Below are 13,404 nucleotides of genomic sequence, written 5' to 3' on the forward strand. Positions count from 1 at the left end.
AACTTGCGCCTGCTTTGCGCTCACCGCAAGCACCAGCTTAGTAGTTATGCTCCAAATCACCCTCCCCGACGGCTCCATCCGCCAGGTCGAAGCCGGCTCGACGGGCTACGACCTCGCCGCCAGCATCAGCGAAGGCCTGGCCCGCAATGCTCTGGCCGTGAAAGTAAACGGCGAAATCCGCGACCTGCACCGCCCCCTCACCGCCGACGCCAGCCTCGAAATTCTTACCTGGAACGATGCCGGTGGCAAGCAAGCCTACTGGCACTCCTCGGCCCACCTCATGGCCGAAGCCCTCGAAGCGCTCTACCCCGGCGTGAAGCTGGCTATCGGCCCGGCCATCGAAAATGGCTTCTACTACGACGTGGACCTCGGCGAAGGCCGCACCATTTCGAGCGACGACTTCCCGGCTATCGAGAAGAAAATGCTGGAGCTGGCCAAGAACAAGAGCAAGTTTGAGCGCCGCGAAGTGCCCAAGGCTGAGGCCATTGCCTACTTCACCGAGAAGCAGGACCCCTACAAGCTGGAGCTGATTGACGGCCTCCAGGATGGCCAGATTACGTTCTACTCGCAGGGAAATTTTACCGACCTCTGCCGCGGGCCGCACATTCCCGATACGGGCACCATCAAGGCTGCTAAAATCATGAATGTGGCCGGTGCCTACTGGCGTGGCGACGAGAAAAACAAGCAGCTCACGCGCCTCTACGGCATCACCTTCCCCAAGGCCAAGGACCTCACCGAGTACCTCGAAAAACTTGAAGAAGCCAAGCGCCGTGACCACCGCAAGCTGGGCAAGGAGCTGGAGCTGTTCGCCTTTTCGGAGAGGGTAGGGGCCGGCCTGCCGCTGTGGCTGCCCAAGGGCACGGCCCTGCGCGAGCGCTTGGAGCAATTTCTGCGCAAGGCCCAGGTGAAGGCTGGCTACCAGCCGGTTGTGACGCCGCACATTGGCTCCAAAGAGCTGTACGTGACCAGCGGCCACTACGAGAAATACGGCGCCGATTCGTTCCAGCCCATCAAGACGCCTAACCCCGGCGAGGAGTTTTTCCTCAAACCGATGAACTGCCCCCACCACTGCGAAATCTACCGCACCAAGCCCCGCAGCTACCGCGACCTGCCGGTGCGCCTCGCCGAGTTTGGTACCGTGTACCGCTACGAGCAGTCGGGCGAGCTACACGGCCTCACCCGCGTGCGCGGCTTCACCCAGGACGATGCGCACATCTTCTGCCGCCCCGACCAGGTGAAGGAGGAGTTTCAGAAGGTGATTGACCTGGTGCTCTACGTATTCAAAGCGCTTGGTTTCGGTGATTTCACGGCGCAGATTTCACTCCGCGACCCCGAGAACAAGACCAAATACATCGGCTCCGACGAAAACTGGACCTTGGCCGAAAACGCCATTAAGGAAGCCACCGCCGAAAAGGGCCTGACCACCGTGACGGAGCTGGGCGAGGCCGCCTTTTACGGTCCCAAACTCGACTTCATGGTGCGCGATGCGCTGGGCCGCCGCTGGCAGCTCGGCACTATCCAGGTCGATTACAACCTGCCCGAACGCTTTGATTTAGAGTATGTAGCGCCCGACAATACCAAGCAGCGCCCCGTGATGATTCACCGGGCTCCGTTTGGCTCGCTGGAGCGCTTCGTGGCCGTTCTCATCGAGCACACCGCTGGTAATTTCCCGCTTTGGCTCTCGCCCGAGCAATTTATCGTGCTACCCATCTCCGATAAATTCGCCGACTATGCTTACGAAGTGAAGGCCCGCCTCGAAGCCGCCGACCTGCGCGGCACCGTCGATGCCCGCGACGAGCGCATTGGCCGCAAAATCCGCGATGCGGAGATTGCTAAAACGCCTTATTTATTGGTAGTTGGCGAAAAAGAAGTGCAGGATGGCATCGTGAGTGTGCGCCGCCACGGCGAAGGTGACCTCGGCTCAATGCCAATCGATGACTTCATTAAAAGCGTTAATAGCCAAGTTGCCGAGGCAATGGGCTAGTTTTTACTGGGTAATGGGCAGTGATTAAAGACTAAGGGCGGGCTGTTTTCTGGCTGGCCTCCCTTAGTAATCACTGGCCATTACTCATTAATTTCTCCTATCATTTTGATTTGCCAGTAAAAAGACGGATATTTGCGGCCCGAACGATTGGCTGCAAGGCCCGTTGCTCGTCGCCTTAAAATTATTCCCCGCCACACTTTAGCAGGAGGACTTTCGCCATAGCTACCCCGAATCGTCGGTACGTGCCCCGCCAGCAGGTGGAGGAGCCGTTCAAAATCAACCAGAAAATCACCGCTCGCGAGGTTCGCCTTGTGGGGGATAACGTCGAGCAGGGTATTTACCCCACCGACCAAGCCCGTAAAATGGCCCAGGACCAGAACCTGGACCTGGTGGAGATTTCGCCCACGGCCACGCCGCCCGTGTGCCGCGTCATCGACTACTCGAAATTCAAGTACGAGCAGAAGAAGAAGACCCGTGAGCTAAAGGCTAAGCAAACCAAGGTTGTCCTCAAGGAAATCCGCTTCGGACCCAATACGGACGACCACGACTTTGACTTTAAGCTCAAGCACGCGCAGGAGTTCCTGAAAGAAGGTGCTAAAATCAAAGCCTACGTTCACTTTGTGGGCCGAAGCATTGTCTTCAAAGAGCGCGGCGAAATTCTGCTGCTCAAGTTTGCTCAGGCTCTGGAAGAGTTGGCCAAAGTGGAGCAGTTGCCCAAGCTGGAAGGCAAGCGCATGTTCCTCTACTTAGCCCCCAAGGCGGCGGTAGTGGCCAAAGCCGTTCCCAAGCCCACCGCTACTCCCGCCGACAAGGCCAAAGCTCCTGCTCCCAAGGAGAAGGAAGCAAAGCCGACGCAGGAGCCTGCCGCCACCGAATAGCTTAACCCCGTTTGTTGATGGCTGCCGTTGCCGACTAAGTAAGTCGTTCAGCGTCAGTACCAAACAATCAATAATCAACCCAACCCCATGCCCAAAGTAAAAACCAAGTCGGGTGCCAAGAAGCGTTTCAAGCTGACTGGCACTGGCAAAGTGAAGCGTAAGCACGCCTTCAAGTCGCACATCCTGACCAAGAAGAGCACCAAGCGTAAGCGCGCCCTCACCCATAGCGGCCTCGTTAGCTCGGCCGACATGAACCGGGTGAGTCAGATGCTGAATATTTAAGTTAAAAGTTAAGAGTTAAAAGTTAAGAGTTGGCTATTGCTGTCACTCCGTAGCTTCCACTCTTAACCTTTAACTCTTAACTCTCAACTCAATCACCAGGCTTCCGGCTGAAACATCCGTTTCTCAAGCAACCACGCGCCGGCTGCCAAAAACAATCAGGTTATGCCAAGGAGTGTAAACCATGTGGCCTCGCGCCACCGCCGCAAAAAAGTAATGCGCCTCGCCAAAGGCTACTATGGCCGGCGCAAGAATGTCTGGACCGTTGCGAAAAACGCCGTAGAAAAGGGCTTGCTCTATGCCTACCGCGACCGCAAGGTAAAGAAGCGCGAATTCCGCGCCCTCTGGATTCAGCGCATCAACGCCGGTGCCCGTGAGCATGGCCTATCGTATTCGCAGTTGATGGGCGGCCTGAAAAAGGCTGGCATTGAGCTCAACCGCAAAGTGCTTGCCGACCTCGCCCTGAACCACCCCGCAGCTTTTGCGGGCATCGTTGAGAAAGTGAAGTAAGGTGGCCGGGCTACGCACGTAGCCCGCGCCTTTCGACTGACCCTGAAAAGCGCTTGCCCCCAAAAGAGGAGGCAAGCGCTTTGTCATTTTAATCGATAATAAAACGATTGGTTCACAAAGGGTTAGCACTTATAATTGAGGAGCCCCACTCCAGCCTAAGCTAAAGTGGGGCTCAAAAAAGTAGCGGGGACGAGAGTTGAACTCGTGACCTCAGGGTTATGAATCCTGTGCTCTAACCAACTGAGCTACCCCGCCAGTTGGTGGTTTGGGAGCGCAAAGGTACAAAAAAAACCTTTCTTCGCAAGCCTTCGCTTAAAAAATACTTGTTTTCCTGCCCGCAAAGCCGCTTTTAGCGATTAGTGACGGGCCAATTTCCTCTTACTCATTCACATGGCTATGCCCGCCGCCGCAAAGCGCCGCTTCGAGATGGAATACTCGATTAACGCTTCTCCCAAAATCCTCTTTCCCTACATCGCCTCCGCCTCCGGTTTGTCGCAGTGGTTTTGCGACGATGTGCGCCTCTACCCCGACCACCGCCTCGATATGGTGTGGGACAAGCAAAGCCACTTCGCCGAAATCGCTACCCAGCGCCCAGGACGCAGCATTCGCTACGTGTTTCTAGATGAGCACAAGCGGCCGTTGACTGACGCGAACTACCTGGATTTTGTCCTGGAGTCATCGAGTATTACGGACGAAGTCTTTCTGCGGGTCACGGACTACTCCGACCACCTCGATACGCAGGAGCATTCGGAGCTGTGGGAAGGGCTCGTGGGCAAGCTTCGGGAGCAAGTAGGGGGGTAGGCACTATCCCTGAGAGTAATTGCGTTAGGCTGTGCGGTAAGCTTTCGCTTGCCGTTGTTCGTCGGGGCGCTTTTATTTGGCTAAAAACGGCAAGCGAAAGCTTACCACACTTTTCCCGGCAAGCTGAAGCTTACCCTACACGTTTGTGAAAAAGCTAGACAAACTCATTCTGAAGGCCTTTGCCGGGCCATTTTTACTCACGTTTGCGGTAGTGGAATTCATTTTCCTTACCCAGACGCTGTTGAAATACCTGGACGATATTATCGGGAAGGACCTGGGGCTAACGGTAATTCTACAGCTGCTGTTTTTTCTCAGCGTCACGATTATCCCCATTTCCCTACCCCTGGCGGTGTTGCTGTCGTCGCTGATGACCTACGGCAACCTGGGTGAACACCATGAGCTAACGGCCATCAAAGCCTCGGGCATTGCCCTGACCCGCATTTTGCGGCCGGTGTGGCTGGTGAGCACGGTGCTGGCCCTGTGCGCCTTTTGGTTTAATGAGCGCATCGTGCCCAAAGCCAACCTGAGTGCCTACAGCCTGCTCTGGGACGTGCGTCAGAAAAAGCTGGCGCTGGACATTCGGCCCGGCGTTTTTTACAACGGCATTCCCGGCTACACCATCAAGGTGGACAAGAAAGTGGGTCCGAATAAGGACATTCTGATGGGTGTCATGATTTATGACCACACCCAAAAGACGGGTAATGCCACGGTGCTGCTAGCCGATTCGGGCCGCATGTTTACCCGGTTCAATGGGCAGTACCTTGGTTTTGAGTTATTTAGGGGGCATGAATACGTGGAGCAGCCCGATGCGCAGAATCGTGCGGCGGCCTCCTTTATCCGGCAGGCTTTCAAGCGGAACATGATAACCTTCTCGCTGGCTTCATTCGACCTGAACAACACGAAGAAAGAGCTATTCAGCACCAACCGGATGATGCTGAATATTCCGCAGCTCTTTCACGCCTCCGATTCTATTCAGCGCACGCTGGCTCGCGAACGCCGCATGCTGCCGGCCCGGCTGGGCGGCTACTACACCTACCTGCGGCTCGATACCACGGGCCGCACCCAGGACCGCAAGCTCGCGGTTTTGCAGGTGCCCGCTTCGCGCCTACCCCCCCTCACGGCCACGCAAGTCGAGCAGGCGCTCAACCGGGCCCGCAACGTGAACTCGTTTATTACGGCCACCTCACAGCGGCTCTACGAGGTTGCCCGCGAGTCGGCGGAGTTTCGCATCGAGGTCTATCGCAAATACACGCAATCGACGGCCGTGCTTCTAATGTTTCTGATTGGGGCACCACTCGGGGCTATTATCAAGAAAGGCGGCCTGGGAATTCCTATTCTGGTATCTATTCTGTTCTTCATCGTTTTCTATGTGTTCGATACGATGGGCTCGAAATACGGTCGCGACTTCGTGCTGCCGGTGGGGGTAGGGATGTGGCTATCGAACGCCATTCTATTTCCGTTCGGGGCTTTCTTTCTTTACCAGGCTTACAACGACTCGGGGCTGCTGGAGCTGGATTTCTGGCGTCGGCTGGCGCAGCGGCTGCCCCGCTTTCCGAGGCTGCGCCGGCTGGCAGCTCCCATTGCGGAAGGAGGATAGGAATTGCGCTCAAAACTCCGTACCTTTGCACCCGCCCCGAGTTGTGGGGCACGCATTTCTCCTATTTTTTCAATCTAAGACGGGTTCTCCCTATCTGCCGATGATACTCTCGACCGAGGCCAAGCAGGCCATCTTCGAAAAAAACAGCCTTCAGAAAGTTACCACCGATACCGGTTCGGCCGAGTCGCAAATCGCGCTCTTCACGCACCGCATCACGCACCTCACGGAGCACCTGAAAGTTAACAAAAAAGACCACAGCACCCGCCTGGGTCTGTTGAAGCTGGTAGGCAAGCGCCGCCGCATGCTGGATTATCTCCAGCACCGCGAAATCAACCGCTACCGCGCCATTATCAAGGAGTTGGGTATCCGTAAGTAAGCCCACCCGCTGAGAGTAGGGAGCCTTCCAAGCGAGGGTTCCCTACTCTTTTTTTTGCCCATTTTGAGTAGGGGCGGGGCTTGCCCCCGCCCGTCGTTGAACCGAAGCTGGCCCCGGCCAACGCCCGCCGTTGAACGATACCCGTTGCAGTCGGTTCAACGACGGGCGGGGGCAAGCCCCGCCCCTACAATTCTTTTCCCCATGCCCGCTCCCCACGCGATTACCAAAACCCTGGCGCTGCCCGACGGCCGCCAGATTTCCATCGAAACCGGCAAGCTTGCCAAATTTGCTGACGGTGCCGTTGTCGTGCGCCTCGGCGACACGATGTTGCTGGCCACCGTCGTGTCGGCCCCGAGCCAGCGCGAAGGCGTTGACTTCCTGCCGCTGTCGGTGGACTACCAGGAAAAATTCGGCTCGGCCGGTAAGATTCCCGGCTCGTTTCAGCGCCGCGAAGGCCGCCTGAGTGACTATGAAATCCTCATTTGCCGCCTCGTGGACCGCATTCTGCGGCCTATGTTTCCCAAAGACTACCACTACGAGGTGCAGGTAATGATTACCCTTATTTCGGCCGATAAAGAAGTGCAGCCCGACGCGCTGGCCGCGCTGGCCGCCTCGGCCGCGCTCTCGATTTCGGATATTCCGTTTGCCGGACCGATTTCGGAAGTACGGGTAGCCCGTATCGACGGTCAGTTCCAGATTAACCCCAAAACCAGCGACTTGGCTCGTGCCGATATGGACCTCATCGTGGGGGCCACTGCCGACTCAGTAGCGATGGTGGAAGGCGAGATGAATGAAGTGAGTGAGGAAGAGATGGTGGCGGCCATTGCTTTCGGCCACGAAGCCATTAAAGCCCAGGTGCAGTTGCAAAAGGACCTGGCCGAGGCTGTAGGCCGCACCGCCGACTCGCCCACCCGCGAGTATCCGAAGTACGAGGAGAATGAGGCGTTGAAAAAGCGTGTTCAGGACGGTATCTACCAGGGTGCTTACGAGGTGGCCCGTTCGGGCAACGCCAGCAAGGCTGGCCGCAAAGAAGGCTTTACGGGCGTGAAAAAAGCGTTCCTAGAAAAGCTAGTAGCCGAAGACGCTGAGCTGAATATGAAGCAGTTCAGCCGCTACTATTCGTCGGCGGAGAAGAAGGCTATTCGCGATATGATGGTGAAGGAGCGCGTGCGCCTCGACGGACGTCAGCTCACCGAAATTCGCCCTATCTGGTCGGAAATCAACTACTTGCCCGGTGCCCACGGCTCGGCCATCTTCACCCGCGGCGAAACGCAAAGCCTGACTACGGCTACTCTCGGCACCAAGCTCGACGAGCAGATTGTGGACCAGCCGCTGACCAAGGGCTACTCGAAATTCATGCTGCACTACAACTTCCCTGGTTTCTCAACTGGCGAAGTGAAGCCCAACCGGGGCGCCGGCCGCCGCGAAATCGGCCACGGCAACCTGGCCGCCCGTTCGCTCAAGCGCGTGCTGCCACCCGACGACGAAAACCCCTACACCATCCGTATCGTGTCGGACATCCTGGAGTCGAACGGCTCCAGCTCGATGGCCACCGTCTGCGCCGGCTCGCTGGCGCTGATGGATGCCGGCGTGAAGGTGCGCGCCGCCGTGGCGGGCATCGCGATGGGCCTCGTGCAGGACAAGGAAACCGGCGAATACGCCGTGCTGAGCGATATTCTGGGCGATGAGGACCACCTCGGCGACATGGACTTCAAGGTAACCGGCACGGAGAAAGGCATTTGCGCTTGCCAGATGGACATCAAAATCCAAGGCCTCAGCAATGAGATTCTGACCGCCGCGCTGCACCAGGCCCGCGAAGGCCGCCTGCACATTCTGCGCGAGATGGCCAAGACTATTGCCGCCCCGGCCGCCGAGTTGAAGGCGCATACCCCGCGCTCGCACAAAATGCTGATTGACAAAGAGTTTATCGGTGCCATCATCGGGCCGGGCGGTAAAGTCATCCAGCAGATTCAGAAGGATACCAATGCTACGGTAATCATTGAGGAGAAGGATGAGAAGGGCCACGTGAGCATTTACGCGGCTAACCAGAACGATATGCAGGGTGCCATTGACCGCATCCGCGCTATCGCGGCGCAGCCCGAAATAGGCGAAACCTACAAGGGCAAGGTGCGCAGCATTCAGCCCTACGGCGCGTTCGTGGAGATTATGCCGGGTAAGGATGGCCTGCTGCACATTTCGGAAGTGACGCACGAGCGCATTGCTTCGCTCGAAGGCGTGCTGGAAGTGGGTCAGGAAATCGACGTGAAGCTGGTTGACATCGACAAGAAAACCGGTAAGTATCGCCTCTCGCGCAAAGTGCTGCTCGAAAAGCAGGCGTAATTTTTGAGCGGGGGTAGGGCGATGAAACCGTTGCCTTACCCCCTGCCAAATGACCCAAAAGAACTTTCGCTCGTATAGCCTTGTTAATTTCGGTTAGATTGGAATAAGCTCAAAAAATCATTATCCTCCGAATAACTTCTTTAGAATTACCCAGTTAGCGCCATTACCGATGAGACAGCTAAAAATCAGCAAGCAGATTACCAACCGCGAAAGTCAGTCGCTGGATAAATACCTCCAGGAGATTGGCAAAGTGGACCTGCTGACACCCGACGAGGAGGTGACGCTGGCGCAGCGTATCCGCGATGGCGACCAGAAAGCGCTCGAAAAATTGACCAAAGCCAACCTGCGTTTCGTGGTGTCGGTAGCAAAACAATATCAGAACCAAGGCCTTAGCCTGGGTGACCTCATCAATGAGGGCAACCTTGGTCTTATCAAAGCAGCCAAGCGCTTTGACGAAACCAGGGGTTTTAAATTTATTTCCTACGCTGTTTGGTGGATTCGCCAGAGCATTCTGCAGGCTTTGGCCGAGCAGAGCCGCATTGTGCGCCTACCCCTCAACCGAGTAGGTTCGCTGAACAAAATCAGCAAGTCGTTCTCGGAGCTGGAGCAGAAGTTTGAGCGGGAGCCCTCGCCTGAAGAAATTGCCGAAGTGCTCGAATTAACGACTTCGGAAGTCGTGGACACCCTGAAAATCTCGGGTCGCCACGTATCCGTAGATGCGCCTTTCGTGCAGGGCGAAGAAAACCGCTTGCTTGACGTGCTCGAAAACGAGGACGAAGAAAAGCCGGATTCAGGCCTGATGAACGACTCGTTGCGCAAGGAAGTGCAGCGGGCACTCTCGACGCTTACCAAGCGGGAGGCTGACGTGATTACGCTCTATTTTGGGCTGAATGGCGAAGCGGCTTTGACGCTGGAGGAAATCGGCGAGAAGTTCAACCTCACTCGTGAGCGGGTGCGCCAGATAAAGGAAAAGGCCATTCGCCGCCTGCGCCACACGTCGCGCTCGAAGGCCCTCAAGCCTTACTTAGGCTAGTTTTTGTCTTATTTTTGCCTGAAACCCTGACCGTGAGGTTGGGGTTTTTTGTAGGGTAAGCTTCAGCTTGCCGCGCTCAAAAGAGATTGAATTTTAGAAAACGGCAAGCCAAAGCTTACCCTACTTTATGGAACACATTCATTGCCTGATTATTGGGTCGGGCCCGGCGGGCTATACGGCCGCTATTTATGCTGCGCGGGCGGGCTTGAACCCCGTGATGTATCAGGGCCTGCAGCCCGGCGGGCAGCTCACGATTACCAACGACGTGGAGAATTTTCCGGGCTACCCCGACGGTGTCATGGGCCCGGAGATGATGGAGGACCTGAAAAAGCAGGCCGCCCGCTTCGGCACGGACGTCCGCTACGGCATTGCCACGAAGGTTGACTTTTCGGGCCATCCGCACAAAATCACGGTGGACGAAACGGTGGAGCTAACGGCCGATTCGGTCATTATCGCCACCGGGGCTTCGGCCAAATGGCTGGGGCTACCCTCCGAGGCGCGGCTGAACGGCTCGGGCGTATCGGCGTGCGCTGTGTGCGACGGCTTCTTCTACCGCGGTAAGGAGGTGGCCATCGTGGGTGCCGGCGACACCGCTGCCGAGGAGGCCAACTACCTGGCCAACCTGTGCTCGAAAGTCTATATGCTGGTGCGCAAGGACGCCATGCGGGCGTCGAAAATCATGCAGAAGCGGGTGCTCGACAACCCCAAGATTGAGGTGCTGTTTGACACGGCTACTGATGAAATTCTGGGTGAGCACGCCGTGGAGGCCGTGCGGGTAAAGAACCTGGTGACGCACGAAACGCGCGAAATCCCCGTTCATGGGTTCTTCGTGGCAATTGGCCACGAGCCCAACTCCAAGATTTTTCACGATTACCTGCACCACGATGAGCAGGGATACTTGAAAACCCTACCCGGCACCTCCAAGACCAACGTGGATGGGGTGTTTGCCTGCGGCGACGTGCAGGATTTTACGTACCGCCAGGCCGTGACGGCGGCCGGCACGGGCTGCATGGCCGCGCTCGATGCCGAGCGCTACCTGGCCGGTTTGCACGGTTAAACAAAGCTAACTGGGCGCGCTTCAACGCCCCGGCCGGCGACTTCTAGTCAACACGCGGTAGTGGCCCGCTTTACCGGGCCGCTACTGTTACTTAAGGGCTGCATTTGAATCTTCCCAAGCCTCTTTTTCGCTTCCTCGCGCCTCTGCTCTTGCTGGCCTGCTGGCTGGGGGGTAGCGCGCCAGCGCAGGCGCAACGCCATAAGAAAACGCCCGCTCCCAAGGCGCGGGCCGGCACGCCGCGCAACCGCGACTTCTTTCGTATTCGCACGCCCACTATGCGCTACGTGAAGCCCGATACGACCAGCATCATCGAAACGGAGGAGATACCCGATGATAAGTCGGACGCCGCCAAGTCCATCTTCAACCCGGCCCGCAAACTCAGCATCGTGAGCGAGGATACAACCACGCTGAATGAGGGCGGGCAGTCAATTGTGGAGATGTCGGACGAGGTGCTGATTGACTCTTCGTGGGTGAAAGTGGCGGGCTATTATGCCATTTGGGACACGTATAATATTAATCCCTACCGGGTAGATGGCCGCCGCATCCGCGATACCCTCACGCTGCGACTGGTTGAGCCCGAGCGCCAGCGCTTTGCCAGGATGCCCCTCGTCACTACCCCCGTTACCTCGGGCTTCGCCTTCCGTTGGGGCCGCTGGCATTTTGGGGTCGACCTCGACCTGGAAACCGGCGATTCCGTGCGCGCGGCCTTCGACGGGGTTATCCGCATCAGCAAGTGGGACGGTGGTGGCTACGGTAATTATCTGCTTGTGCGCCACTACAATGGCCTCGAAACCCTCTACGGTCACTTGAGCAAGCCGTTGTTGCCAGTGGGTACTTTCGTGCGGGCCGGGCAGGTGATTGGGTTGGGGGGTAGCACGGGCCGTAGCACGGGTTCGCACCTGCATTTTGAGGTGCGCTACGAAGGCAATCCTATCAACCCAACCTATCTGTACGATTTCCCCGATTACAAGCTGCGCGGGGAAACGTTTACCATTACTTCGGCACTGTTTAACTACTACAGTCACGCTTTGCACCGCGGTAGCCGGAGCCGGGGTGAGCCCACGGCCGCCCGGCGCGTGGCCACGCACAAGATTCGCTCGGGCGATACACTGTCCGAAATTGCTGACCGTTACGGCGTGCGGGTGAGCACGCTAAAACGCCTTAATCCGAACCTGCACGGTAAGCTTCAACCAGGTAAAAAATTGCGAATCAAGTAATAGTATAGAAGCTGTTCGCTTATTATTTAATTCGTAGTATAAATTATAAATTAAATCAGCTCTAAAAAAACCGGTCAATCAACCAGTTTTTTTAGAGCTGATTTAATTTAGCGAAGCGTAGGCTAAGTTGCCTAGTGCGCCCGCTCGCGGTGAATCTGGCGGCTGTCGTGGTTCAGTTCGCCGTTAAGTTGCTGGCGCTGACCGGCAGTGAGGCGGCCTCCGTCGGCGCGACGCTCAGCGTGCGCCTGCGCCTGAATACCACGGTCTTCGCCCCGCAGCTTACGGGCCTGGTGGCGGTTCAGCTGGCCGTCGGCCCGGCCGGCGGCAACACGGTCGCGCTGATTTTCAACGCGTTGATTAATCGTCTGGGCTTGGCTAGTGAGAGCCAGGGCGAGTCCGCAGGCAAGCGGCAACAGGAACTTTTGCATGATAGAAGATAAAGGTTGGTTGGGTTACGGTGTTTTGATGAAGGGCTCCAACCAGAGTTTAAGCTACCGGTACAAAATTTATTTTGCAGACTGATTAAGACGGGAAATTGTCGGGCGGTGGCAGCGATACCTTTGTAGCAACCAGCCAATATGCTGGTATTTGCATTATGAAGCTTGCTGTTTTGGCCTTGGGGGCCCACCCCGACGATGTAGAGATGTCGTGCGCGGGTACGTTGCTGGCCGCCGTGGCGGTGGGTAAGAAAGTTGGTATCGTGGACTTTACCCGCGGGGAGCTGGGCACCCGCGGCACGCCCGAAACCCGCGCCGCCGAAGCCGAAGCCGCCAGTAAGATTTTGCAGCTCAGCGCCCGCGAGAATCTGGGCATGGCCGACGGTTTTTTCCAGAATGACCGGGCGCATCAGCTCCTGCTCATCGCGGCTTTGCGGCGCTATCAGCCTGATATCGTATTGGCCAACGCCATCACGGACCGGCACCCCGACCACGGCCGCGCTGCCCAGCTGGCTACCGAGGCGTGCTTTCTGAGTGGTCTGCGCATGATTGAAACCTTCGATGAGCACGGCCGGCCGCAGGAAGCCTGGCGGCCCAAACACGTGTACCACTACATCCAGGACCGGCAAATAGCGGCCGATTTTGTGGTGGACATTACCCCCCACTGGCCCGGCAAGTGGGCAGCTATCAACGCCTACGGCAGCCAGTTTTTCAACCCCACCGCCGACCCGGCCGCGCCCCAGACTTACCTGTCGAGCCCGGCCTTCGCCAGCTTTATGGAGGCGCGGGCGCGCGAGTTTGGCCATTTAGTGGGGGTAGAGTTTGGCGAGGGCTTCACCAAAGAGCGGACACTGGGCGTGAAGGAATTGGGCGACTTGATTTAGCCGTTTGTCCT

13 protein-coding genes and 1 tRNA gene are annotated in these 13,404 nt (G+C 57.2%); 13 read left to right on the forward strand and 1 reads right to left on the reverse strand.

What is annotated here, in order from left to right; all coding sequences use genetic code 11:
- Positions 1-46: 46 nt before the first annotated feature.
- The 4 genes from A0257_02790 (at position 47) to A0257_02805 (ending at position 3,651) form a co-directional block, all read left to right on the forward strand.
- Positions 47-1,984 (forward strand): threonine--tRNA ligase, encoded by a 1,938-nt coding sequence (locus tag A0257_02790; protein AMR26123.1) that lies wholly within the window; start codon positions 47-49, stop codon positions 1,982-1,984.
- A gap of 218 nt (positions 1,985-2,202) precedes the next feature.
- Complete coding sequence (locus tag A0257_02795; GenBank protein AMR26124.1) at positions 2,203-2,862, forward strand: translation initiation factor IF-3; 660 nt, start codon at positions 2,203-2,205, stop codon at positions 2,860-2,862.
- Positions 2,863-2,949: 87 nt separating this feature from the next.
- Positions 2,950-3,144 carry a 50S ribosomal protein L35 gene (locus A0257_02800; GenBank protein ID AMR26125.1) on the forward strand — a complete coding sequence of 65 codons (195 nt, stop codon included), beginning with the start codon at positions 2,950-2,952 and terminating at the stop codon, positions 3,142-3,144.
- Between the two features lie 162 nt (positions 3,145-3,306).
- Positions 3,307-3,651 (forward strand): 50S ribosomal protein L20, encoded by a 345-nt coding sequence (locus tag A0257_02805; protein ID AMR26126.1) that lies wholly within the window; start codon positions 3,307-3,309, stop codon positions 3,649-3,651.
- Between the two features lie 181 nt (positions 3,652-3,832).
- Here the strand turns inward: A0257_02805 and A0257_02810 are convergent.
- A tRNA-Met gene (locus A0257_02810) sits at positions 3,833-3,906 on the reverse strand.
- A 171-nt stretch (positions 3,907-4,077) separates the two neighbouring features.
- On the opposite strand from A0257_02810, the gene A0257_02815 reads away from it, so the two are divergent.
- From A0257_02815 to A0257_02855, 9 genes are all read left to right on the forward strand, one after another.
- On the forward strand, positions 4,078-4,452 hold the full coding sequence (locus A0257_02815) for an ATPase (GenBank protein AMR29602.1): 375 nt from the start codon (positions 4,078-4,080) through the stop codon (positions 4,450-4,452).
- A 145-nt stretch (positions 4,453-4,597) separates the two neighbouring features.
- Entirely contained in the window at positions 4,598-6,049 is a 1,452-nt protein-coding gene (locus A0257_02820) for a permease (GenBank protein AMR26127.1), read from the forward strand.
- Positions 6,050-6,149: 100 nt separating this feature from the next.
- Positions 6,150-6,425, forward strand: coding sequence for a 30S ribosomal protein S15 (locus A0257_02825; GenBank protein AMR26128.1), 276 nt, complete (start codon positions 6,150-6,152; stop codon positions 6,423-6,425).
- A 201-nt stretch (positions 6,426-6,626) separates the two neighbouring features.
- On the forward strand, positions 6,627-8,765 hold the full coding sequence (locus tag A0257_02830; protein ID AMR26129.1) for a polyribonucleotide nucleotidyltransferase: 2,139 nt from the start codon (positions 6,627-6,629) through the stop codon (positions 8,763-8,765).
- A gap of 169 nt (positions 8,766-8,934) precedes the next feature.
- A complete protein-coding gene (locus A0257_02835; GenBank protein AMR26130.1) occupies positions 8,935-9,798 on the forward strand; it encodes an RNA polymerase subunit sigma in 864 nt (287 codons plus the stop codon).
- Positions 9,799-9,925: 127 nt separating this feature from the next.
- Entirely contained in the window at positions 9,926-10,855 is a 930-nt protein-coding gene (locus A0257_02840) for a thioredoxin-disulfide reductase (GenBank protein AMR26131.1), read from the forward strand.
- A 431-nt stretch (positions 10,856-11,286) separates the two neighbouring features.
- Entirely contained in the window at positions 11,287-12,072 is a 786-nt protein-coding gene (locus A0257_02845) for a peptidase M23 (GenBank protein AMR29603.1), read from the forward strand.
- 134 nt (positions 12,073-12,206) lie between these two features.
- On the forward strand, positions 12,207-12,512 hold the full coding sequence (locus A0257_02850) for a hypothetical protein (GenBank protein AMR26132.1): 306 nt from the start codon (positions 12,207-12,209) through the stop codon (positions 12,510-12,512).
- Between the two features lie 155 nt (positions 12,513-12,667).
- Positions 12,668-13,393, forward strand: coding sequence for a bacillithiol biosynthesis deacetylase BshB1 (locus tag A0257_02855; GenBank protein AMR29604.1), 726 nt, complete (start codon positions 12,668-12,670; stop codon positions 13,391-13,393).
- Positions 13,394-13,404 lie beyond the last annotated feature (11 nt).

It is taken from the genome of Hymenobacter psoromatis (genome assembly GCA_001596155.1).
Taxonomy (GTDB): domain Bacteria; phylum Bacteroidota; class Bacteroidia; order Cytophagales; family Hymenobacteraceae; genus Hymenobacter.